This window comes from Novosphingobium sp. JCM 18896 (genome assembly GCF_025938095.1).
Classification (GTDB): domain Bacteria; phylum Pseudomonadota; class Alphaproteobacteria; order Sphingomonadales; family Sphingomonadaceae; genus Novosphingobium.
Genome location: NZ_JAPCZF010000009.1, coordinates 23,689 through 44,450, shown reverse-complemented (window position 1 = coordinate 44,450; position 20,762 = coordinate 23,689). Strand labels below are relative to the sequence as shown.

Sequence of the window (20,762 nt, the reverse complement as noted above, 5' to 3'; positions counted from 1 at the left end):
CCGTGATCGACAATGATCGCAATTCCCAGGATGGTGCGGTTCATACCGAACGGCTCGCATCGCTCTTCCTGCGCCAGGCCGGCGGTTACATCCTCTCGCTGCTCGACGTCTCGGGACGGGTGCTCAGCTATAACGAGGAAGGTGAGCGGATCGAGTGCTGGCCGATCGAACATGTCATGGGAAATCCCCACGACATGTTCTACCCGCCCGACGAGGTCACGGCGGGCCGGCCGCAAGCCGATCTGGCGGCAGCGCTGGACGAAGGAACCTTCGAGCGCGAAGCCTGGAGGGTTTGTGAGAACGGTTCGGAATATCTGGCGCGCCTGACGATCACCGCGTTGTTCGACGGCGAGGTTCATCTAGGGTTCGGCTGCATCACGCGCGACGTCACCGACGAGGCGGCGGTCCGTGCATCGATCGAGACGCGCGAGCAGCATCTGCAGTCCATCCTGGCGACCGTGCCGGATGCGATGATCATCATCGACGAGGTCGGGACGATCACCTCGTTCAGCGCTGCCGCCGAGCGCCTGTTCGGCTATGCGGAAGCTGAGCTCATCGGGCGCAATGTGTCCTGCTTGATGCCGCAGCCCGATCGCGGCCGTCATGACGAATATATCGCACACTATCTCAAGACCGGCGAGCGCCGGATCATCGGCGTGGGCCGAGTGGTGGTCGGCCAGCGCCGCGACGGCTCGACCTTCCCGATGGAGTTGTCGGTCGGCGAGGCCGGAGAAGACGGCCAGCGCGTGTTCACCGGCTTTATCCGCGACCTAACCGCGAAGGAACAGGACGAACTGAAGCTCAAGGAGCTGCAAGCCGAGCTGGTCCATGTCTCGCGGCTGAGCGCGATGGGGACGATGGCTTCGACCCTCGCGCACGAGCTCAACCAGCCGCTCGCTGCCGTCGCGCTGTATCTGGAAACGATCCGTGACATGCTGGACGAGCAGGACGGCGAGCCGTTCGCTTCCCTGCGCTCGGTGATGGACGATGCCGCGCAAGAGACACTTCGGGCCGGGCACATCGTGCGGCGGCTACGCGACTTCGTCGCGCGCGGCGAGGTTGACAAAAACCTTCATGATCTTCCCCAAGTCATCGCTGAGGCCTGCCAACTGGCGCTGGTCGGCGCGCGCGAGCGCGGCGTGCGCAGCTTCTTCGCCGTCGATCCCGCCGCGACACCGGTTCTCGTCGATCGGGTCCAGGTCCAGCAGGTACTCGTTAATCTGATGCGCAACGCCATCGAGGCCATGGCGGACTCACCGATCCGCGACCTCAAGGTGGCATCGACTCTGCGGCATGATGGCCTGATCGAGGTGACGATCGAAGATAGCGGCCCCGGCATCGCTGAGGAGATCCACGAGCAACTGTTTAAGGCCTTCACATCGACCAAGGCTGGCGGGATGGGCCTCGGGCTCTCGATCTGCCGGACCATCATCGAAGCGCACGGCGGCCGCATCTGGGTAGAGCATCCCGATGGCGGCGGCACGCGCTTTCATTTCACACTAATCCACGCGCGGGCGGAGGGAGACGATGGAGGATAGAAGAACCATACATCTGGTCGACGATGAAGAGGCCATCCGCAAGGCTGCCGGCTTCGCGCTGAAGACCTCTGGCTATGAGGTCGTCACCTACGCATCGGGCGTTGAGTTTCTGAAGTCGGCAAGGTCGGCCGAGACCGGCTGCGTCATCCTCGATGTCCGGATGCCGGACATGGATGGTCTCGAGGTGCAGGCGGCGATGGCCGAACGCGGCGTCAACATGCCGGTCATCGTCCTGACGGGACATGGTGATATCTCGGTTGCGGTGCAGGCGATGAAAGCCGGCGCGATCGATTTTCTGGAAAAGCCTTTCGAGAAGGCGGCTTTGCTCCAGGCCGTCACGCGAGCGTTCGCGCGAATCGACGATGCCGACGTCCGCTCCATCGAAGCCTCCGAAGCGCAGGTCCGCATCTCCGGCCTGACCCCCAGGGAACAGGAAGTCCTCGAGGGACTGGCGCACGGCCATCCCAACAAGACGATCGCCTACGATCTGGGATGCTCGTCGCGAACGGTCGAGGTCCATCGGGCCAGCCTCATGGCCAAGCTCGATGTTCGCAACCTGTCCGAGGCCCTGAGGATCGCATTCGCCGCCGGCATGGGCCGCAAATCGAAGTGACTGCGATGTTTACGTAGCGACGAACCCGACCAAAAATGGGCATTTGGGAAGCAAATTTCTCCCTTGCGGTATTGTGCCTCGCCTCATGTCGTCTCGTCGTTCCCCTTCAAACCGCAAGTACAGGGTCCTCCTGTCCGACGACGATCCGGCCGTGCGACGCGCGCTTCACCTGTTGCTGCGGTCGCACGGGTATCAGGTGTGCGGCTATACGACGGGACGAGCCCTCCTGGCGGACCCTGAGGCGCTCGATGCGCATTGTGTGATCCTGGACTATCGCATGCCCGACATAGACGGTTTTGCGATGCTGGAGCAGTTGCGCGCGCAAGGCTGGAACGGCACCGCGATTATGATTTCGGGCTTTCACGACAATTGCCTTGTACGGCGAGCGCACGAAGCCGGATTCGATCACGTCATTCCCAAGCCGCTGATCGGCCGGGCGGTGCTCGATGCGGTTGGCCGTCACGCGCGATCGGGTCTCCAATGAGAAGCGCAACGCCTACTTGCGGATCATTTGCCGCACCGCCTCAATGTCGGGTGAATATCTTCACACCGCCTGAGCCGAACGCAACGACGTCGTAACGCTGCTGCTGTGCTCCCGGCACTTCCATGCCGTCCGAGCCCAGTGGCATGCCTGCGACCGCCAGGCCTTTAACACCCGCGGGGCGCGTCCGCAGAACGCGCTGAATGTCGGCGATAGGCACATGGCCTTCGAAGATCATGCCGTCGATGACAGCCGTGTGGCAGGAGGACAGCCGGGGGGGTACGCCGTTACGGCGCTGGAAGGTGGTCCGGGAGGGATCTTCACGCATGACAACCTTCCGGCCGAGCCTATCCCGGATCATCTGCGCCCATTTCTCGCAGCAGCCGCAGCCCGGATCCCGGTGGACGAGCGCATCGCCGGCCGCGAGCGCCGCGCCGGGCACGGCAAGGAACAGGAGGGCTGCGGACAGGCTGATTTTCATGCGTGTGCTCCTTCATTCGCCGCGGAACCACCGGCGCCACATTCCTTAAAATCCTTTGGAAAATCAGTCTTGCTCAATACTAAACCCTTTCTGGTCATTTTTGATCGTGGAAGCACGGCGCCCCCCGATCATTGCGGAATTTCAACATGGCCGCCGAAACCGAAACGCATCGCTGACAGCAGTTTGTCGCCGAACGTGCCCTCGACGCGGCTGCGGAAGCGCGTAAACAGTGCCGCCGACAAGACGTGAACAGCTACGCATTCCTCCATCGCAGCCTCGATCGTCCAGTGGCCCTCGCCCGAATCGGCGACGCGGCCGCTGTACGTGTCAAGCGTATGATTCGCCGCCAAGGCCGCTGCTGACAGGTCGAGCAACCACGACGAGATGACGCTGCCGCGCCGCCAGACTTCGGCAATGTCGGTGAGGTTGAGGTTGAAGCGCTCGTCTTTCGCGAGCTTGTCGGAGGATCTGCCCTTGAGCACGTCGAAGCCTTCGGCATAAGCCTGCATCAGTCCATATTCGATGCCGTTGTGCACCATCTTGACGAAGTGGCCAGACCCGGGCGGACCAGCATGGACATAGCCCTTCTCGGCACGCGAATCCTCGCTTCCGTTGTCGATTCGGCCGGGCGTGCGCGGGATCGTGCCGAGCCCGGGCGCGAGTGTTTCCAAGATGGGATCGAGATGGTCGACCGATGCCTTTTCGCCGCCGATTGTCATGCAGAAGCCTCGCTCCAGGCCCCAGATGCCACCCGAAGTGCCGACATCGACGTACAGTATTCCCTTCGCGGAGCAAATCTTCGCGCGCCGGATGTCGTCCTTGTAGAAGCTGTTGCCGCCGTCGATCAGGATATCGCCTGGACTGGCGAGATCGAGCAGCGCGTCGATCGTGCTTTCGGTTGGTGCGCCTGCCGGGAGCATTATCCAGAAAATGCGCGGCCGAGAAAGCTTGGTGGCTGCGTCTTGCAGCGAGATCGCAGTGGTTGCGCCCTCCTGGGCGAGACTATCGATCGCCCTCTGGTTATGGTCGAATGCGATGATTTGATGACCACCGCGCATCAATCGGCGCGCAATATTGGCACCCATCCGTCCCAGACCGATTATGGCAAGTTGCATAGCCTATTCTCCGTTTCCGCAATTTCGCCGGTGCCGCGACGGGCCTGAAAGGGAGGCATGGGTTCGGTTTGTCTTTCTTCCGAGGTCAGGCGAGGTCGAGGACGATCCGTCCCTCGATGTCGCCGCGGTGCATGCGCGCAAAGACGTCGTTGATGTTCTCGAGCTTCTCGGTGTGGACGGTCGCGTGCACCTTGCCCTCACCGGCGAAAGCGAGCGCCTCGAGGAGGTCTAGGCGCGTGCCGACGATCGACCCGCGCACGGTGATCCCGTTGAGCACGGTGTCGAAAATCGAAAGCGGAAAATCCCCCGGCGGGAGGCCGTTGAGTGCGACCGTGCCGCCGCGCCGGACCATTCCCAGTGCCTGCTGAAAGGCTTTGGGGGAGACCGCCGTGACGAGGACGCCCTGCGCCCCGCCGATCGCCTTCCTGACGGCAGCTGACGGATCCTGATCGCGGGCATTGATCGTCAATGCCGCGCCAAGACGGGTCGCGAGATCGAGCTTGCGGTCGTCGATGTCGACCGCCGCCACGTTGAGACCCATGGCGCGAGCATATTGCACCGCCATGTGCCCGAGACCGCCGATCCCGGAGACCACCACCCACTCGCCGGGCCTCGCTTCGGTGGCTTTCAGCCCCTTATAGACCGTGACGCCCGCGCAGAGGACCGGCGCGATGTCGAGGAAATCCACATTGTCGGGGAGGTGGCCGACATAGTTCGGATCGGCGAGGACATATTCGGCGAAACTGCCGTTGACCGAATAGCCGGTGTTCTGCTGGCTCTCGCACAGCGTCTCCCAGCCGCCCAGGCAATGCACACATTGGCCGCAGGCGGTATAGAGCCAGGGAACGCCGACGCGGTCGCCTTCCTTGACGTGGGTGACGCCCGATCCGACCGCGGCGACATGGCCGACGCCTTCATGGCCGGGAATGAAGGGCGGGTTGGGCTTGACCGGCCAGTCGCCCTCGGCCGCGTGCAGATCGGTGTGGCACACGCCGGTCGCGGCGATCTTCACGAGGATCTGGCCCGGTCCGACCGTTGGGATCGGTGCCTCCTCAATGATCAGCGGCTTGCCGAATGCGCGGACGACGGCCGCCTTCATGGTTCCTGCCATGTCTGTTTCTCCCTTTGAGCGAGGACGTCAGAACAGGCCGAGCGCGTGCTCGTCGTATGAGACGAGCAGGTTCTTGGTCTGCTGGTAGTGGTCGAGCATCGCCTTGTGGTTTTCGCGGCCAAAGCCCGACGCCTTGTAGCCGCCGAAGGCGGCGTGGGCGGGATACTGGTGGTAGCAGTTGGTCCAGACCCGGCCGGCCTGGATGGCGCGGCCGAGGCGGTAGGCGGTGTTGCCGTTGCGCGTCCAGACGCCCGCACCAAGGCCATAGGCGGTGTCGTTGGCGATCCCGATCGCCTCTTCGACCGTCTTGAAGGTCGTCACCGAGAGGACCGGTCCAAAGATCTCCTCCTGGAAGATCCGCATGTGATTCTGGCCCACGAACACGGTCGGTTGGACGAAGAAACCCTTGTCTAGCTCGCCTCCCGGCAGCGCTCGCGCGCCGCCGGTCAGGCATTGCGCTCCCTCGCTCTTTCCGATCTCGATATAGTTCAGGATCTTGCGGAGCTGGTCTTCGGACGCCTGGGCGCCGACCTGGGTCGAGGGGTCAAGCGGGTCGCCCTGGCGGATCGTCGCGACGCGCGCCACGGCGCGCTCGATGAAGCGGTCGAAGATCGATTCATGGACCAGCGCGCGTGAGGGGCAGGTGCAGACCTCGCCCTTGTTGAAGGCGAAGAGCGTGAACCCCTCGAGCGCCTTGTCGAGGAATGCGTCTTCCGCGTCCATGACATCAGCCATGAAGATGTTTGGCGACTTGCCGCCCAGCTCCATCGTCTGCGGGATAAGGTGATCGGCGGCGGCGTGCATGATATGCTTGCCGGTGGTGGTTTCGCCGGTGAAGGAGACCTTGGCGATGCGCGGATTGGCGGCGATCGCCTGTCCGACGGTGCGCCCCGGTCCGGTCACGACATTGAGCACGCCGGGCGGCAGGATGTCGGCGGTCAGCTCGGCGAACATCAGAAGCGTCAGCGGCGTCTGCGAGGCGGGCTTGATGACGGTGCAGTTGCCGGCGGCCAGTGCCGGGGCGATCTTCCAGGCGGCCATCAGCAGTGGGAAGTTCCACGGAATGATCTGGCCGACGACGCCGAGCGGCTCGCGGAAATGATAAGCGATGGTGTCGGCGTCGATCGTCGAGATCGCGCCTTCCTCTGCGCGGATGCAGCCGGCGAAATAGCGGAAATGGTCGATGGCGAGCGGCACGTCGGCTGCGCGCGTCTCGCGGATCGGCTTGCCGTTGTCGATCGTCTCGGCCAGTGCCAGCAGTTCCAGATTGTCTTCCAGACGGTCGGCGATCCGGTTGAGCAGCTTTGCTCGCTCGGCCGGTGAAAGCCTCGCCCACTGGTCCCTGGCGGCGTGGGCCACATCGAGCGCGCGTTCGACATCTTCGTGGGTCGATTGGGCGAACTCGGCGATCGGAGCGCCGTTGATCGGACTGGTGTCGGCGAAGTATTCGCCGGTGGAAGGTGGGCTCCAGCGGCCGCCGATGAAGTTGTCGTAGCGATGCCGGAAGATCGGCGCGGCGTTGATGGTCCCGATAGCCTGTTCGAACATGATCCCGCTCCTTCTGTTGTCCCCGGCTCATGGGCGCCCGAGTTTGGCCGGCCGCGATCGATGCCGTGGGATGCCGATGCCCGGTTCGCCGAAGAACTGGCCCGCCGGCGGGGAGCGGCGGGCCCCCAGCCCCTGGGGTGGTCTGTTATGGGGCTGGAAATCTCACATATGGCCCATGGGCTTGTCGGCCGGCTTGTCCTTGGGCATCGGCATGCCGCCCATGCAGCAATCGTCCTTGGGCTTGTCGGACATGGCTGGCGCCTTGGGCGCGGCCGGCTTGGGCGTGCCCGATGCATGTCCCTGCTTCGGGGGCTTGTTCATCCCGGCCTGGTGGTCGCTCATCATCCGATCGTGCATCTGCTGACCGCCATGATCCATGCCGTCCTGGTGGGCAGGCGCCGTCGAGGGCACCGGCGCGGGGTGCGCAGTAGCCGGATGCGCGGGGGCCGACTGGGCCATGGCCGTGCCGGCGGCGAGGGTTCCGGTCGCGAGAAGGCCGAGGGCGGCCGCGAGAAGTGTCGTCTTGTCCATGGCTTGTCTCCTGACTGCCCGCCGTCGCATTCGTCGCGTCCGGCATCGTCGACACTTCAATGCTGTCCAAGCCTCGTCATCGATATACGTAAGTTACGAATCCACGGGCTGGCCGATGAGGCATTGCAGCGATTATGCAGGTTGGACCATAGTCCAGGGTCAAGACTATTTGCGATCCTGTCCGGCGATGTTGTCTACTCGCCGGTTTATGTGACGTTCGAAAGCCTTTTGTAGTATCCTTCCAAAGAAAGTGGCCCACCGTGGCGTGCGCGGTGGGCCAATATCTTTGCCGTTATTAGCGGAAGCATCGCTGAACCGGGCGTGGTCGCCTGTCAGCAGCCGCCCCGCGACATGCGCGACATCGAAGCGTTGTCCGATCCCGAGGCGCCGTGCATGGCCATCCTGTGCTCGGGCATCATCTGCGCGTGCATCTGCTCGCCGCCGTGCGGCATGCCCTGCTTATGATGGGCCGCTTCGGCCTTAGGCGACACCGCCTTGCCCTTCGGAGCCGCCACGATGTCGGGCATGCCCGGAGGCATCTCGTCCGCCAGCACCGGTCCGGCGGCAACGGCGAGAACGCCGAGAGCGGCGGCGGCTGTTATGATGATCGTCTTCTTTCGCACTATGCTATCCTTCAGTCTGTTCGTGAGTTCCGACCGGTTGCCCGGTCGACCTGTCGCTCGTGCTACCGAGCTTGCTGGAAAGATGGTGAGGCGCATAGCGCATCAGTATACGTAATTTGCGAAGCTGGCCGGGATCTAACCGGCCATCGCCGCCATGTCCCGGCAGCTCGCGGAACATTCCCTGCAGGTGGTGGCGCAGCGGGCCATCCGCGAGTCACCGGCATGACGCAGGCACTCCTGCGCGCATCGTTCGCACGCCTCGGCGCAGGCGCCGCACAGAATTTTGTGCAGCGGGGATTCGCGCAGCATCGAGTTTGCGGTCGCCTGGCACAGCTCCGCGCAATCAGTGAGCAGCGCGAGGAGCGAGGCGCTTGCCAGCGCGCCGCCGCGCTTGCTCGCATAGGCGGCCGTCTCCAGGCACATGCGGTGCGAGGCGATGCAATCATCGATGCATTCGGTCATCGACATCGGCATCGCTATGCCCTCCATCGCATGATGCTGCGCCACGGCCGGAGCCGCCGCGCCCACTGCCAGGCCTGCGCCCGCGATCAGCAATTCCCGTCTCTCGATCATCATGGCTCTCCTGTCTGCCTCGCCGTCACGACATCCTTCGGGCCCGGGCCATCCGGCGCCATGCGCGCCTTGTCCCTGGCCATGCGGGTCTCCTCCCAGGGCCAGTGGCCGTTGATCTCGACGCCGAGCGAAATGCTGAGGAAGGTGCGGACCAGCACCAGCCCTGCGAGCACGATCAGGTCCTCCAGCGTCGGGTTGATCACCAGCGACTTGACGATGTCGCCGGCCACCAGGAATTCGAGGCCCAGCAGGATGCTCCGGCCGAGCGCGGACCGAAAGGCGCTGTACGCCTCGGTGCCGTCGCCGCCTCGCGCGCCTTTGGCGAAGAGCCAGGTCGCAAGCGCGGCGCCGACGAGGATCGTCAGCGTGCCCGCAAGCTCGAGCCCGATTACGGCCAGCCGGAAGAAGGCACTGAGCCAGTCGGCGTCAGTGGTGATCATACCAGCCCCGCTTGCGGATGTTGTTGAAGCTGTCGGTGGTATGACAGGCGAAGCACTGATCGACACGAGCCTTCGAGCCGGCGGCGCGCTGCGACACCATGCTGAAATGCTCCATGAAATGGCTGGGCGGCGCCTTGTGGCACTCGGAGCATTGGGTCGAGTTGACCGAGGGATGGCGGTAGTCGGAGATCCGCCAGCTCGCGGTCGTGTGGCAGCTGGCGCAGTCCTTGCCGAACAGGCCCAGGTGCGGGTCGCGGATCGAATGGCAACTCGCGCAGTCGAGCGCCGCCTCGGGCGCCATGGGGAGCGGTCTGGGAAGCATCGACATCGCACCCGGGCGCCAGACCTTCGGATCGAGCAGCGCCTTGTGGTTCATGCGGACGATGCCGCGATCGCCCTCATGCTCGACATGGCAGGAGGTGCATTTCTTCGCCTGCGCATGGAACTGCGTTGATTGCTTGGTCCCGAAGTCCGTGCCGGCGTGGCACGAAACGCAGCTCTTGTCCTCGACGCCCTTGAGCGGCGAGTGGCAGCTCCTGCACTGCGCGCCGAAGGGCTGGTGCGCGGCCGACAGCGGCCCCGGCATGACCAGCCGCGCGATCGGCCCGGCGCCCGCCGGCGCGCTTGAGCGCGTTGCGACCGCGACTACCAGCAGCGTGATCGAAGCGGCGAGGAAGAGCCAGTAGAGCAGCTTGGCACGGGTCATAGCCAGCGCAGCCCGAAGTAGATCGCGGCGCCGATGTGGAGCAACAGCAGGCCATAGACGAGGCTTCCCACGAGGATGTGCAGCCACCGCCAGCGCTGGAAGAGCCGGTTCGTCGCCTCTTCGGCGCGGATGGCGAATTCGGTATCGGCCAGCGCGGCTGCGATGTCCTCGGCCTCCTCGGGCACGGAAGGCACGGGCGGCTCTGCGGAGACGAAGAAGAGACGCTTCCAGCGCGAGAGCGGCGCGGCGGGCAGGGGCTGCGCGGCGGCGGGGGCGGGCAGCTGGAGGAAGGCCGACTGGAGCGAGGCCAGTTCCGAGCGGCGCCCGCGCAGCGCCTTGGCCGCCTGCGCCAGCAGATAGCGGCCGACGAAGCCGGTAAGGACGGTCAGCAGCAGTAGCCCCGTCAGCAGCACGCCGACCGGGCTGGCGAATGTGTGCGCGGCGTGCACCAGCCCGAGAATGGGGGCGAGGACACCGGCATAGACATGCACGGCCAGCAGCGTGGGCTTGCTGACGAACCGGGTCAGCAGACGCTCGGCCCATTTCCAGTGCTTTGCCGCGACATAGGGAAGCGTCAGGAGCATGAGCAGCGCGGCCGCGATACCGATGACGCCGCCGGCGAGGCTGCCGGGGAAGCGCGGCGCGACGTGCAGCACATAGCCCAGCGGGAAGAGCAGGAGGAAGCCGACCAGCAGGCCGACGAGCAGGTCGCCGCGCTCGCGCATCAGGCTTCCACCACCAGCGGCTGTCCCGTGCTCTTCGCCTGGCAGGCAAGGACATAGCCCTTGGTCTTGTCCTCGGGCGCAAGCCCGGTCTCGACCTCCATCGTGACCTCGCCCGAGATCAGCCGGGTCACGCAGACCCCGCACTCGCCCGAGCGGCAGGCATAGGGGATTTCAACACCGGCCCCTTCGGCGGCCTCCAGAACGGTCTGGTCGGCAGGCAGCGCGGCGGAAACGCCGGCGACCGAGAAAGTGATCGTGGTCGCCGCGACCGCCGCCGCCGCGGGAGTGCCTTCAAACGGCGCTGTCGGGGCCTTGACTTCAAGCGTCTCGGGCTCGGCCGGCAGCGAGGCGGGGCCGAAGGCTTCGGTGTGGAGCTGGACTTCGGGTACGCCGAGTTCGGCCAGTTCCTTGCGCATCGCCGCCATCATGCCCGGCGGGCCGCACAGGTGGATGCGGCGGCGCGCGATGTCGGGAACCGCCTCGACCAGCATCTGGCGCGTGATCGGACCTTCGGGGCCGAGCCACACGGTCCCGGGCGCACGCTGCATCGCCGCCAGGACATGGAGGTTGGCGAAGCGGCGTTCGAGCCGTTCTAGCTCATCGCGGAAAACGAACTCCTCGGTCGAGCGCGCGCCGTAGAGGAAGAATATCTCGCCGGGCCAGGCGGTGTCGGTGAGGTAGCGCAGCACCGACATCATCGGCGTGATCCCGACGCCGCCGGCGATGAGGACGATGCTCTCGGCGTCGGTGCCGGTGAAGGTGAAGGCGCCGAACGGGCCGGTGATTTTCAGATGATCGCCGACGGACACATGGTCGTGTAGATGGCGCGAGACGACACCCTGCTCCTCGCGCTTGACGGTCAGCTCGACATGGGCGCGTTGGGTCGGCGACGAGGCGATCGTGTAGGATCGGCGCGCCGCCCTGCCGCCTTCCGGTTCGACCTCGACCTGCAGGAACTGGCCGGGGAGGAAATCGAAGGGCAGCCGGTCGGCGGCCGGATCAGCGAGGCGGAAGGTCTGCACGGTCGGCGTCTCGCGCACGATCTGGACGACGCGCAGCTGGCCGGACCAGCTTTTCGGCTTGCGCAGCGACGCGCCCGCCGCCGGCGCAGAATTGCTGGGAGTGAGGGCGTCGAGGCTGGTCGCGGAAGCCGGCGCAACCCTGGGCGAGACGGGGGCCGGAACGGCCGACGCGGCTCCGTGCGGCTGCGCTGGCGCGGCTGCGCCGACGATCTTCCGGATGCGGCGCAGCCGCGCGAGCTGAAGCGCGAGCAGCGTCGCGCTGACCAGCGCCAGCACGAACATCAGCATGAAGTGCGACGGTGAGACGCCCAGCCACCGCGCCGGCAATTCGTGCGGCAGTGGGCCGAGGCCCATCTGCTCGCGGAACCACGAGACGGCGGTGTGCTCGGGAGGCCGCTCGCCGTCTACCGCTTCAAGCGCGGCGGAGCCGCTGCGGAACAGGTCGGCGCCCTCGCGCATCCGCCAGGCCGCCTTGGCCCGCGTTCCGGGATCGGCCGAGCGGGCGGCGGCGGACGCCTCGCCGATCAAGGCAAGCCCCTGCTCGACGCGTTCGCGCGCCTGCCGGGCGATCCGGCTGCGATCGTCCGCGCCGAGCGCAGGGACGAGCAGCTGGGACATGAAGGGCCCCGTCCTCCGGCCATGCTCGCCTGCTTCCCCCATCATCTCCCCCATCATCGCGTCCATGCCGGACCCGCTAGCGGCAGCCGGCGGCGCCATGGAGTCTCCGCCGACCATGGGCACCGCCGCGCCGCCGTGATGCGCGGCATGGTCTTCGCCTTCCTGAGCGCTCGCGATGGTGGAAAGTCCCAGCGCGAGCGCCGCGCAAAGACCCAGGCGACGCAGGCCGACCGTATTCAGCATCCCGGATCCCCGTACGATTTTTACATGTCTTTCATCGGGGTCGCTTGGTTCATCGCGCCGGGGTCGGTCGCTGGAGCGTCCCGCATGCCGCCCTGGCGCATCGCGTCATGGTCCATTTCCTGGCGGTGGTGACGCTCCATCTGCTCGTTGTCCTTCATGGCGTCGTGCATGGCATTGTCGCTCGCGTCCGCCTCGGGCGTCGCCGCGCCCGAGGCGTCGGTCGCGAGGTTGGAGGGTGCCGCGGAATCGGTCGCGGCGGGCGCGGTCTCGTCCTTCTTGCCGCAGCCGGCAAGCATGAGCGCGGCGGCCAGCGCGGCGGTGAAGGGCAGGGCGGATTTCGATGTGCTGTTCATGATCCTCTATCCTCTTTCATGGAAAAGTCCGGGTGGCGCGGAGCCACCCGGGCGGCCTCATTTGCTGTCGCCGAGTATCCGGCGGCAGCGGTCGTGCGACAGGTTCATCGGGTTGAGCCCCTGCTGCTTCATTTCGCCGTGGTCGTGCGGACTCTGGAGGCCCATCTGTCCCTCCATCGTCCGGCAACTGTCGATTTCGGCCGTGGTCGGCGGCGTGGTCGCGCAGGCGGCAAGGAACAGGGCCGGTACCGCTGCAATGATGATGCGTGTCTTCATGATCACTCCCTCTTGCTTGGTGGTCGTCGCTCTCCCCACCGTTGTCATGTGTGTGCTTCGGTTCGGCGCAGCTCATGCCGCGTCGAAAGGAAGGTCAGAATGGGACAATCGGTGACCGGAACATCGACCGGGCAATCCTCGGTGAGCGCATGGAGGACATCGCGGATGTCGGTGAGCCGCTCGATGCGGGCTTCCGCTTCGCGGATTTTCTCGAGCGTGATGGCGAGCACAGCCGACGCCTTCGCGGTATCTGAGGCCTGCAGGGCAAGGAGTTCGGCGCTTTCGGCGAGCGTGAAGCCCAGCCATTGCGCGGAGCGGATGAAGTTGAGACGCAGCAGGTCCGCATCTCCATAGAGCCGGTAGCCGGCACTGGTGCGATCCGGCGTGGGCAGGAGACCGGTTCGCTCATAGTAGCGGATCGTATCCCGTCCCACGCCGGCCGCCGCGGCGAGCTCGCCGATCTTGAAGGCCGTCATGACAGTCCGGCGCTTTCGCGCGCCGATCCCTGTTGGATAACCGGGACGGAATCCGGCCCGGCTTCCGCCCGGTCGCAGTGCGAAGCGGTACCGCGCGATTGCCGCCCTGTCCGCCCTGCGGCCGGACGGATGGCCGCAGGGCGGAACGACATCTGAGAACGCAAAGCCACGTTCAGTTCCTGTGCAGCTCGACGATGTCGTGCTTCGTAGGCGTGCCATCGGTCACGCTGACGTGAGCGAAATGTTCGTCATAGATGTGATCGATCCTGACATGCCCGACCGCCTGCCTGCGAAACGTGGGGCCCGCCCCCTTGTACGAGCTGCCGGCGACCGGCACGTTGCGGTAGACTTCGAGAACCTGCCCGACCTCGGCGCCGTCCGCCTTGCCGATGCAGACGACAGGACCGGCGTCGTCGTTGCCCACGATCGACCCGCGCATGAGCCAGCTATGGCCGATGCCCTGGGCGGTGGCGGGTACGGTCGAGAATAGGGCCAACCCTGCCGCCGCTGCAAACATGAGTGCTTTCATATCGAGTTCCTACCCTTGAGTGAGCCAGGCGCTGGGCGTCAGTTGGGGCGACGCAGCTCGACGATGTCGTGCTTGGCCGGCTTACCTTCGGTGACGCTGACATGGGCGAAGTGATCGTCGTAGATGTGATCGATCGTCACCTGGCCGATGCGCTGGCGATGGAAGGGGGCGACATTGCCCTTGGACGAAGCCGGGCCGGGATGCTGCACGACACGGTAGACTTCGAGAACCTGCCCGACCTCGGCGCCGTCCGCCTTGCCGATGCAGACGACGGTGCCGCTGGCGCTCGTATCGACGATCGAGCCGCGCATGAAGAAGGTATGGCCTAGGCCTTGCGCAAACACGGGGGTGGCGCCGAGCATCGCAATACCTGCGAGCGCCGCCATGACGGATTTCCTGATCATTTCCCGACTCCTGGGTTCGTGTGACCGTCGCTCACTTCTTCGACGGGAAGACGTTGTTCTTCTTGGTCAGGACTATGGTCCCATGTCCGGGCTCGGAATACGTAGACTCCGAATCGTCATGGGCGCTCGCGTGATAGCGGCAGCGAGACTGAGAGCGCCTGGGCTCAATAGTCGGGACGACGCATGCCGGCACGATAGGCCTGCGAGGTCTACGTAGGGACCAGCGAAGTTTTTCTGGCCATCTGCGCATCGGCGCAACGGTAGGCGCCTGGGCTGCCAGACCTAGCAAGAGTTTGCTGCCCATCTGCGGCCCAACAATTTTGGATGCGGGGATCCCAGCTGGCAAAAAATCCGTGAGAGTATACGATACATCGATGGACTGGCGAACCGAGCTTGAAATTCAGGAGCCAAGCTTCGCCCTAAAGCTATGCCTTGTGCGGAGTTCGCGAGTGTTCAGGCGCCTCTCGTGCCGGCAGCCTGTTCAATAACCTTCGTAATATCGATCCCCCGGCCGGCCACCATTGCAGGAATTCCATTCGCTGCGCCAATGGTCGCTGCGATGCTCACGGCGTAAATCCCGGTGATCGCGGGCATGTTGGCGTCACCTCAAGGTTTGTGCGCCAGACAACGATTTGGCGGACATAATGAGAACACTGGCTATGCCACGAGTTTGAGGCGGGCCATGGGATCGTTGAGGGTGCGGAACTCGCCAGGGGAGAGCCGGTTTGCCCTTTGCCACAGATAGTCGCCGGTCAAACTGATATGCACCCAGCCCATCGGCGAGAGATGGGCAAGCAGCGCATCATCGAAGGTGCCGCCGGATGATTGGAGATGCTGGGCGGCCCTGTCCATATAGACGGTGTTCCAGTAAGAAATCGCCGCGATCAGCAGATTGAGGCCCGATGCCCGATATTCCTGATTCTCGATCGAGCGATCGGTGAACCGCCCCTGTCGGTTGGTGTAGATCGCGGCGGCAAGGGTATGACGTGCTTCGCCTTTATTGAGGCCGGCCTGGCAGGCGCGACGCAAGTCGGGCTGTTCAAGCCAGTCGAGCGCAAATAGCGTCCGCTCGATGCGGCCGAGTTCGGCCAGCGCAAAATCCAGCCTGTTCTGGCGCTTGTAGGCGGCCAGCTTGCGCAGGATCGCGGAGGGCGCAACGGCTCCTTCCTTAATGGAGGCGACGATCCTGACGATGTCATCCCAATCGGCTTCGATCGCCGCCGTCTTGATCGTGCGGCCCATGAGGCTTTCGATGCCTTTGTAGGTCGAAGGCGCGGCGATCGAGCCGAGTTTCCGGTCGGCGATGTCGCGCAGACGGGGCACGAACCGGAAGCCGAGAAGATGGCAAAGGGCAAAGACATGGTCCGTCGCGCCGCCGGTATCAGTGTAATGCTCATGCAGCGGTAGCGCGCCGGCGCCGAGCATCAGGCCATCCAGCACGTAGGGGGCCTCGCCGGCGGTGGCCGACATGATCCGCGATCCGAACGAGGCAAAATGATCGGACAGGTGGGAGTAGATCTTCAGGCCCGGCTCGCTGCCATATTTCGCATTGATGTCGGCCGCCGCCGATCGGTTGCGGCCCGAGCGGAAGAACTGCCCATCGGAGGATGAACTAGTGCCGGCTCCCCAATGGCGCGTGAAAGGAAGATCATGGTGCGCGGCAACGATCATCCCCAACGCGGCCTGATAGTTTTCGGGCGACAAATACCAGTTGTGGGTCCAGGCAAGCTGGGCGTAGCTCACCCCGTCGCTGGCGTTGGCCATGCGCTCTAGACCCAGATTCGATCCATCAGCGAGAATGGCGGCGAGGATCGCGTGCGGGTTGTCATGCTCCTTGCCGGACCGAAGATCGCGAAATGCGCTCAGGAACCCGGTGCGCTCGGCCACCTCGACCAGGAGTTCGGTGATCCGCACGCGCGGAAGCAAGGCGTCGAGCCTGCGATCGAGAGCCTCCGCCTCGGGTGGAGTGATCGCCGGCATGGGTTGCAGCTTGAGCCGGTCGCGTTCGAGCGCCACGCCCGCGAGCCTGTTCGCCTTGAGTTGCTTGGCGAAACGGCGCAGCCGCCAGTCGAGCGTCCTTGCCCGCTCCTCCAGATAGGCGGCCGCATCGGTCTGGAATGGCAGGCTGTCGGCCACCTTATCGGCATCGCGTCGACTCAGCAAATAGGTGTCGAAGCGGCGATAATTGCGGGTTCCTTCGACCCATATGTCGCCGGCGCGCAACCGATCGCGCAGCGTGGCCATGATGGCCGTCTCGTATCGCCGGCGATCGACCTGGCCACCTTCGGTGATGAGGCGCTTCCACTGCCGGTTGGCGAATGGGAGCGGAACGCCCTCGGGCAGGCTGCGGGCCTTGCGGGCATTGGTATCGCGGATGACCTCGATGGCCTTGACCAGTTGCGATCCGCTCCCCGATGCCTTGAACGTGAATGTATCGAGGAAAGCCGGGCTGAACCGCCGCAGCGTCGCATAGCGACCAGTCGCCGCGACAAGCGCATCTTCGCCCGCCAGCTCGGCCAGCGCATCGACCTGCGATTTGGCTGCGACCAGTCTGTGCCAGCCTACCGCTTCGTCGATCAGTTCGAGCGGATTACCGCCATGTTCGACCGCCTCTCCCAGCGCGGCGATCGTCGCGCCGAACAGCCGCATAAGTTCGCCGACCGAGCGGATGCTGTCCTGATAGCGCCTTTCCCGCCCGCGCCGCGCCCGTGTGAACAGGCTTCCGACAAGCCTGTCGAACATCTGGATCGCACCATCGGCGAGCCTGGCATCGAGGTCGATGACCGCCGCGATCAGCGTCGCGCGGCGCCTGTTAAGGCTATAATCGGAGAGCAGGAACGCCGGCGCAACGCCACCTTCGCGCATGAACTGCGCGAACCGGAAGTCGGGGATTTTCGCGCCGATCGCCGGGTCGATGCCGATTCCGCGCACATAGCGTAGCCGTTCCAGCAGCCCGTTGATGTTCGCCGTGGTGGGCGCTTCCTCGAAATTGCGCAGCCAGGCCAGCGGCGTCATGCCGAAGTCGCTGTTGTTGACGATCAGATCATCGATCCGCGCCAGTTCGGCATGACCCAGGCTTTCGACAATGAGCGCCGCCGCGGCTTTGCGGGCGCGTGCCCTGCCGGCGAGGCCCGCACGTTCGAGCGTGTCTGCCGATGGAAGAATGAAGCGTTCCTGCTTCAGCCCCTCCATCAATGCGCGGACAATAGGTTCGCCCCGATCGGTCCGCTCCGCAGCTCTTGCGGCGAGATCGAGCGCGAGCGGTATATCCCCTCGCCGAAAAGGGTGTAGTCCCAGATGCCGTGCCGCAATGTCGGCATGATCGTTACGTGTTTGCGCGCGCTGGCCATAGTCGGCGAACGCATCAACATCGACGAAGAGCTGGGCGGCGAGATAGTGAAGGACCGCATCGGGGACGTCGACGTCGGGCTGCAAACCGAAGCCGGGATGCCGCATAAGCGCGATCTGCGTTGCCAGACCGAGGCGGTTGGCAGGGCGATAGCGGCGACCGACCAGTTCGAGATCCTCGGCGGCAAGGGTATAGTGGCCGACGATCGCGGTTTCGTCATGGGGGATATCGAACAGGCGACGCCTTTCTTCTCCGGTCAATAATCGCCGCCGCGCCATCCTGCCTCCATCCCGAGTCGAGAGCGACAGGCTAGCGTCAATCTGGAGTATAGCCTAACCGGACGTCAGGATGCAGCGGCGGTTTCTGTCAGGATAGGGTTATGGCAAGCATTTATTGACGCATGTTCCGCCGTGTCATAGAATTCAACCTGACATTTTGACCGGAGGCGGCGATGAAAGGCCAGAGGATCGGTTACGTCCGGGTGAGCACATTCGATCAGAATGTCGATCGCCAGTTGGACGGGCAGTCGCTCGACCGGATTTTCACCGACAAGGCATCGGGCAAGGACATCAACCGCCCCGAACTCGATGCCATGCTCGCCTTCGCCCGCGAGGGTGACACCGTCGTGGTCCACAGCATGGATCGATTGGCGCGTAATCTCGACGATCTGCGCAAACTGGTTCAGTCCCTCACCAAAAGAGGCGTCCGGATCGAGTTCGTGAAGGAAAGCCTGGCCTTCTCGGGCGAGGATTCCCCGATGGCCAACCTGATGCTCTCGGTCATGGGTGCGTTCGCCGAATTCGAGCGCGCCCTGATCCGGGAGCGGCAGCGCGAAGGCATTGCGGTCGCCAGACAACGCGGTGCTTATCGCGGGCGGAAACGTTCCCTCTCCGACGAAATGGTCGCCGAGCTGCACCGCCGTGTTGATGACGGCGAGCGCAAGGCCGTCATCGCCCGTGACCTGGGGATCAGTCGCGAAACCCTCTACCAGTATCTCCGCGCTGCCACCTGAGCCGGTTTCACCCAGCCTCGCTCACCCTTAGGCTTGTCTGATTGATACGACCAATGTCACGTCTCTTGAATTGCTTGAATCATATCAATGAGGATTGGAGGTCTCCTTCGTCAAACGAATGGCAAGAGCGCGACCGATTGCCGCTGCGGCGACTGGCTGGACGGCGCTTGGCGGAAATGGTGCAACCGAACTAGCATTGATCTCGCAAAGCGCATAGGAGCCATCGCTGATGGCTTCACCAGGGCGAAATAGGAAGTCGGCGTCCCAAAGAAGCGGAAGATCGTGGTCGACGATCGACAGCAACCTTTGCATCTCTGGAATCCAGCGATCCTCCATCGCTTTCCGTAAGGCTGCGAAGCGCGTCACCTCCGGTCCGAACATGGCGCGGCCCATCGGCTGTGGGGTTGACGACGTTGTATCAATGGCCGTTGGCGTCATCAGCGCAGTGATCAGGTTGTGCCCAAAGCCAACCACTCGGTGCCCGCACACGTAGCAGCGGACCATGCCCTCGGACGACTGCGGCTGATAAGCCTGATCGATCAGCACGCCGCCGTCGTTTAGAAACGGCACCCACCTTTCCAAGCACTCGGCTAGGCTGATGCGCTCCGATTTGCTTCCTTGGCGGGCCTCTTGAACTTTCACCGGCGTTTTCAAAGCCGGAGCGTTTCCCGCTTCGTCTAGTTGGACACGCCATACATTCCTGCCGCCGTTGCCGTAGTTCGGCTTCAGCACGCGCGGGCCTGCGGCAAGATGTTCGGGGAAACGAGCGCGAAGGCCTTCAGCGTCCACGTATCGATCGACATCGCTGCCCCATTCCATGGATCGCGTTGTGTAGAGCACTTCCTTGACGCCGATTTTGGCGATCACGTCAGGATGCGCGCTGACGACAACGCCGCACCCCGCGACTTCGCGCAGCATTGGATCGAGCTGCGAGCGGTCGCCTGAAATGTCCAACGGATTCACCCAGACCAGCACTGCGTCGCACGACAGCAGCTCGTCCCGAATCTCGCGAACCGCCTCGTCCCTGTACAGTACAGGCCTTGCGGTCGCCCCGAGCGCCCGCAAGGCCTGCATTATCGGCCACTGCCGGGCTTCATGAAAGCGATGCGTCCACTCGGCTGCTTGCCCACGCCAAAGAAGAGCGATGTTCGGGCCGGATGTCATTGTTGCATCTCCCCATCGGACCTGTCCCCTTTGTGGTCGCGAACTCAGGTGTCGCGCAGCAGTGGGTGTTAAGCCACGGCGGTCGGGTTCAGCCGCCGCCGCGCAAAGCCGCGGCATAGCGCCGGTCGACCACTTCCCAGTCGATGTTGCGGAAGAAGGCGTCGACATATTTGGCGGCGGCGGTGCCGTAATCCATGTGGAAACTGTGCTCGTACATATCGAGCGCGAGCAGCGGCACGCCGGCAATCGCACCGTGCATATGATCCCACGCCCAATGGTTGTGCAGCGAGCGCGTGTGGAGATTGTAGACGAGCACGCACCAGCCCGATCCGCCGGCAAGGCTCATCCCGGTACGGCGGAAGTCGGCTTCCCAGCGGTCGAACGAGCCGAACGCCGCGCCCAGCGCGTCGCGGATGGAACCGGCTGCCTGGCCGTTGCCGCCGAGCCCGTCGAAATAGACCTCATGGAGCACGACCGAGCCGGTGCGGTGCAGCTCCTCGCGCTTCAATCCGCCATAGACCACCGGCGGCAGGTCCGTGTCAGCGAGCGCGGCGGCAAGTCGTGTCTCGATCATATTCAGGGCCTTGACCGAGCCCGCATAATTGTTCTCGTGGTGCGATGTGATCAGCCTTTCGGAGAGGCCGTGAAGCCTGGCGGGATTGAACCTGAGCGGCTTGACCTGATGATTTCCGGCAAAGGCGGGGACAGCCGCCGGCGCTGCGGCCGGCGTCTGCGCAGAGGCTTCGTTGATAGTCATGGCGGCGGCTCCGATGCCAAGAGTTGCGATTGCACTGCGTCGGGAAAGATGGTCGATCGTCACGCGTCACTCCT

Annotated in this window: 24 protein-coding genes; 4 read left to right on the top strand and 20 right to left on the bottom strand. The window is 64.4% G+C overall.

What is annotated here, in order from left to right:
* The first annotated feature begins 2 nt into the window (after positions 1 to 2).
* The 3 genes from OLX23_RS22660 to OLX23_RS22650 all read left to right on the top strand — a co-directional run bounded on the left by OLX23_RS22660 (position 3) and on the right by OLX23_RS22650 (position 2,635).
* Complete coding sequence (locus tag OLX23_RS22660) at positions 3 to 1,538, top strand: PAS domain S-box protein (RefSeq protein ID WP_264447525.1); 1,536 nt, start codon at positions 3 to 5, stop codon at positions 1,536 to 1,538.
* Positions 1,528 to 2,151 (top strand): response regulator transcription factor, encoded by a 624-nt coding sequence (locus OLX23_RS22655; RefSeq protein ID WP_264447524.1) that lies wholly within the window; start codon positions 1,528 to 1,530, stop codon positions 2,149 to 2,151. The genes OLX23_RS22660 and OLX23_RS22655 overlap by 11 nt, the downstream gene beginning before the upstream one ends.
* A gap of 85 nt (positions 2,152 to 2,236) precedes the next feature.
* On the top strand, positions 2,237 to 2,635 hold the full coding sequence (locus tag OLX23_RS22650; protein ID WP_264447522.1) for a response regulator: 399 nt from the start codon (positions 2,237 to 2,239) through the stop codon (positions 2,633 to 2,635).
* A 40-nt stretch (positions 2,636 to 2,675) separates the two neighbouring features.
* Here the strand turns inward: OLX23_RS22650 and OLX23_RS22645 are convergent, their stop codons facing one another.
* The 18 genes from OLX23_RS22645 to OLX23_RS22560 all read right to left on the bottom strand — a co-directional run bounded on the left by OLX23_RS22645 (position 2,676) and on the right by OLX23_RS22560 (position 18,033).
* On the bottom strand, positions 2,676 to 3,113 hold the full coding sequence (locus tag OLX23_RS22645; protein ID WP_264447520.1) for a DUF411 domain-containing protein: 438 nt from the start codon (positions 3,111 to 3,113) through the stop codon (positions 2,676 to 2,678).
* A 128-nt stretch (positions 3,114 to 3,241) separates the two neighbouring features.
* Positions 3,242 to 4,228 carry a phosphogluconate dehydrogenase (NAD(+)-dependent, decarboxylating) gene (gene gnd, locus OLX23_RS22640; protein ID WP_264447519.1) on the bottom strand — a complete coding sequence of 329 codons (987 nt, stop codon included), beginning with the start codon at positions 4,226 to 4,228 and terminating at the stop codon, positions 3,242 to 3,244.
* A gap of 85 nt (positions 4,229 to 4,313) precedes the next feature.
* On the bottom strand, positions 4,314 to 5,339 hold the full coding sequence (adhP, locus tag OLX23_RS22635) for an alcohol dehydrogenase AdhP (RefSeq protein ID WP_264447518.1): 1,026 nt from the start codon (positions 5,337 to 5,339) through the stop codon (positions 4,314 to 4,316).
* Between the two features lie 27 nt (positions 5,340 to 5,366).
* The gene (locus OLX23_RS22630) at positions 5,367 to 6,887 is read right to left on the bottom strand and encodes an aldehyde dehydrogenase family protein (protein ID WP_264447517.1); all 1,521 of its coding nucleotides are present in this window, start codon (positions 6,885 to 6,887) and stop codon (positions 5,367 to 5,369) included.
* Positions 6,888 to 7,049: 162 nt separating this feature from the next.
* Complete coding sequence (locus OLX23_RS22625) at positions 7,050 to 7,418, bottom strand: hypothetical protein (RefSeq protein ID WP_264447516.1); 369 nt, start codon at positions 7,416 to 7,418, stop codon at positions 7,050 to 7,052.
* Between the two features lie 332 nt (positions 7,419 to 7,750).
* Positions 7,751 to 8,041, bottom strand: coding sequence for a hypothetical protein (locus OLX23_RS22620; RefSeq protein ID WP_264447514.1), 291 nt, complete (start codon positions 8,039 to 8,041; stop codon positions 7,751 to 7,753).
* Between the two features lie 135 nt (positions 8,042 to 8,176).
* Complete coding sequence (locus tag OLX23_RS22615) at positions 8,177 to 8,617, bottom strand: four-helix bundle copper-binding protein (protein ID WP_264447513.1); 441 nt, start codon at positions 8,615 to 8,617, stop codon at positions 8,177 to 8,179.
* Positions 8,614 to 9,054 carry a DUF1622 domain-containing protein gene (locus OLX23_RS22610; protein WP_264447512.1) on the bottom strand — a complete coding sequence of 147 codons (441 nt, stop codon included), beginning with the start codon at positions 9,052 to 9,054 and terminating at the stop codon, positions 8,614 to 8,616. The genes OLX23_RS22615 and OLX23_RS22610 overlap by 4 nt, the downstream gene beginning before the upstream one ends.
* A complete protein-coding gene (locus OLX23_RS22605) occupies positions 9,041 to 9,760 on the bottom strand; it encodes a cytochrome c3 family protein (protein ID WP_264447510.1) in 720 nt (239 codons plus the stop codon). The genes OLX23_RS22610 and OLX23_RS22605 overlap by 14 nt, the downstream gene beginning before the upstream one ends.
* On the bottom strand, positions 9,757 to 10,485 hold the full coding sequence (locus OLX23_RS22600; RefSeq protein WP_264447509.1) for a hypothetical protein: 729 nt from the start codon (positions 10,483 to 10,485) through the stop codon (positions 9,757 to 9,759). The genes OLX23_RS22605 and OLX23_RS22600 overlap by 4 nt, the downstream gene beginning before the upstream one ends.
* Entirely contained in the window at positions 10,485 to 12,368 is a 1,884-nt protein-coding gene (locus OLX23_RS22595; RefSeq protein ID WP_264447508.1) for a 2Fe-2S iron-sulfur cluster-binding protein, read from the bottom strand. The genes OLX23_RS22600 and OLX23_RS22595 overlap by 1 nt, the downstream gene beginning before the upstream one ends.
* 20 nt (positions 12,369 to 12,388) lie before the next feature.
* On the bottom strand, positions 12,389 to 12,721 hold the full coding sequence (locus OLX23_RS22590; protein WP_264447507.1) for a hypothetical protein: 333 nt from the start codon (positions 12,719 to 12,721) through the stop codon (positions 12,389 to 12,391).
* Positions 12,722 to 12,778: 57 nt separating this feature from the next.
* Complete coding sequence (locus tag OLX23_RS22585; protein ID WP_264447506.1) at positions 12,779 to 12,997, bottom strand: hypothetical protein; 219 nt, start codon at positions 12,995 to 12,997, stop codon at positions 12,779 to 12,781.
* A gap of 44 nt (positions 12,998 to 13,041) precedes the next feature.
* Positions 13,042 to 13,473: a heavy metal-responsive transcriptional regulator gene (locus OLX23_RS22580; protein WP_264447505.1), complete on the bottom strand. Its 432-nt coding sequence runs from the start codon at positions 13,471 to 13,473 to the stop codon at positions 13,042 to 13,044.
* 172 nt (positions 13,474 to 13,645) lie between these two features.
* Positions 13,646 to 14,002, bottom strand: a complete 357-nt coding sequence (locus OLX23_RS22575) for a hypothetical protein (RefSeq protein ID WP_264447504.1) — start codon at positions 14,000 to 14,002, stop codon at positions 13,646 to 13,648.
* 38 nt (positions 14,003 to 14,040) lie between these two features.
* On the bottom strand, positions 14,041 to 14,406 hold the full coding sequence (locus tag OLX23_RS22570; RefSeq protein WP_264447503.1) for a hypothetical protein: 366 nt from the start codon (positions 14,404 to 14,406) through the stop codon (positions 14,041 to 14,043).
* Between the two features lie 453 nt (positions 14,407 to 14,859).
* Positions 14,860 to 15,000 carry a hypothetical protein gene (locus OLX23_RS22565; protein WP_264447502.1) on the bottom strand — a complete coding sequence of 47 codons (141 nt, stop codon included), beginning with the start codon at positions 14,998 to 15,000 and terminating at the stop codon, positions 14,860 to 14,862.
* A 63-nt stretch (positions 15,001 to 15,063) separates the two neighbouring features.
* Positions 15,064 to 18,033: a Tn3 family transposase gene (locus OLX23_RS22560; RefSeq protein WP_008603805.1), complete on the bottom strand. Its 2,970-nt coding sequence runs from the start codon at positions 18,031 to 18,033 to the stop codon at positions 15,064 to 15,066.
* Positions 18,034 to 18,206: 173 nt separating this feature from the next.
* Here OLX23_RS22560 and OLX23_RS22555 point away from each other — a divergent pair, with 173 nt between their 5' ends.
* The gene (locus OLX23_RS22555) at positions 18,207 to 18,767 is read left to right on the top strand and encodes a recombinase family protein (RefSeq protein WP_017184234.1); all 561 of its coding nucleotides are present in this window, start codon (positions 18,207 to 18,209) and stop codon (positions 18,765 to 18,767) included.
* An 84-nt stretch (positions 18,768 to 18,851) separates the two neighbouring features.
* Here OLX23_RS22555 and OLX23_RS22550 read toward each other — a convergent pair whose 3' ends face one another.
* Complete coding sequence (locus OLX23_RS22550; RefSeq protein WP_264447501.1) at positions 18,852 to 19,931, bottom strand: Cj0069 family protein; 1,080 nt, start codon at positions 19,929 to 19,931, stop codon at positions 18,852 to 18,854.
* Between the two features lie 88 nt (positions 19,932 to 20,019).
* Positions 20,020 to 20,688, bottom strand: coding sequence for a superoxide dismutase (locus tag OLX23_RS22545; protein WP_017184236.1), 669 nt, complete (start codon positions 20,686 to 20,688; stop codon positions 20,020 to 20,022).
* Between the last annotated feature and the right edge of the window lie 74 nt (positions 20,689 to 20,762).

What these genes read in the sequence shown, in the direction of transcription:
- OLX23_RS22655 (WP_264447524.1), top strand. Translation starts at nt 1,528, where the DNA reads ATGGAGGATAGAAGAACCATACATCTGGTCGACGATGAAGAGGCCATC.
- OLX23_RS22650 (WP_264447522.1), top strand. Translation starts at nt 2,237, where the DNA reads ATGTCGTCTCGTCGTTCCCCTTCAAACCGCAAGTACAGGGTCCTCCTG.
- OLX23_RS22645 (WP_264447520.1), bottom strand. Translation starts at nt 3,113, where the DNA reads ATGAAAATCAGCCTGTCCGCAGCCCTCCTGTTCCTTGCCGTGCCCGGC.
- gnd (WP_264447519.1), bottom strand. Translation starts at nt 4,228, where the DNA reads ATGCAACTTGCCATAATCGGTCTGGGACGGATGGGTGCCAATATTGCG.
- adhP (WP_264447518.1), bottom strand. Translation starts at nt 5,339, where the DNA reads ATGGCAGGAACCATGAAGGCGGCCGTCGTCCGCGCATTCGGCAAGCCG.
- OLX23_RS22630 (WP_264447517.1), bottom strand. Translation starts at nt 6,887, where the DNA reads ATGTTCGAACAGGCTATCGGGACCATCAACGCCGCGCCGATCTTCCGG.
- OLX23_RS22625 (WP_264447516.1), bottom strand. Translation starts at nt 7,418, where the DNA reads ATGGACAAGACGACACTTCTCGCGGCCGCCCTCGGCCTTCTCGCGACC.
- OLX23_RS22615 (WP_264447513.1), bottom strand. Translation starts at nt 8,617, where the DNA reads ATGATGATCGAGAGACGGGAATTGCTGATCGCGGGCGCAGGCCTGGCA.
- OLX23_RS22610 (WP_264447512.1), bottom strand. Translation starts at nt 9,054, where the DNA reads ATGATCACCACTGACGCCGACTGGCTCAGTGCCTTCTTCCGGCTGGCC.
- OLX23_RS22605 (WP_264447510.1), bottom strand. Translation starts at nt 9,760, where the DNA reads ATGACCCGTGCCAAGCTGCTCTACTGGCTCTTCCTCGCCGCTTCGATC.
- OLX23_RS22600 (WP_264447509.1), bottom strand. Translation starts at nt 10,485, where the DNA reads ATGCGCGAGCGCGGCGACCTGCTCGTCGGCCTGCTGGTCGGCTTCCTC.
- OLX23_RS22595 (WP_264447508.1), bottom strand. Translation starts at nt 12,368, where the DNA reads ATGCTGAATACGGTCGGCCTGCGTCGCCTGGGTCTTTGCGCGGCGCTC.
- OLX23_RS22590 (WP_264447507.1), bottom strand. Translation starts at nt 12,721, where the DNA reads ATGAACAGCACATCGAAATCCGCCCTGCCCTTCACCGCCGCGCTGGCC.
- OLX23_RS22585 (WP_264447506.1), bottom strand. Translation starts at nt 12,997, where the DNA reads ATGAAGACACGCATCATCATTGCAGCGGTACCGGCCCTGTTCCTTGCC.
- OLX23_RS22580 (WP_264447505.1), bottom strand. Translation starts at nt 13,473, where the DNA reads ATGACGGCCTTCAAGATCGGCGAGCTCGCCGCGGCGGCCGGCGTGGGA.
- OLX23_RS22575 (WP_264447504.1), bottom strand. Translation starts at nt 14,002, where the DNA reads ATGAAAGCACTCATGTTTGCAGCGGCGGCAGGGTTGGCCCTATTCTCG.
- OLX23_RS22570 (WP_264447503.1), bottom strand. Translation starts at nt 14,406, where the DNA reads ATGATCAGGAAATCCGTCATGGCGGCGCTCGCAGGTATTGCGATGCTC.
- OLX23_RS22565 (WP_264447502.1), bottom strand. Translation starts at nt 15,000, where the DNA reads ATGCCCGCGATCACCGGGATTTACGCCGTGAGCATCGCAGCGACCATT.
- OLX23_RS22560 (WP_008603805.1), bottom strand. Translation starts at nt 18,033, where the DNA reads ATGGCGCGGCGGCGATTATTGACCGGAGAAGAAAGGCGTCGCCTGTTC.
- OLX23_RS22555 (WP_017184234.1), top strand. Translation starts at nt 18,207, where the DNA reads ATGAAAGGCCAGAGGATCGGTTACGTCCGGGTGAGCACATTCGATCAG.
- OLX23_RS22550 (WP_264447501.1), bottom strand. Translation starts at nt 19,931, where the DNA reads ATGACATCCGGCCCGAACATCGCTCTTCTTTGGCGTGGGCAAGCAGCC.
- OLX23_RS22545 (WP_017184236.1), bottom strand. Translation starts at nt 20,688, where the DNA reads ATGACTATCAACGAAGCCTCTGCGCAGACGCCGGCCGCAGCGCCGGCG.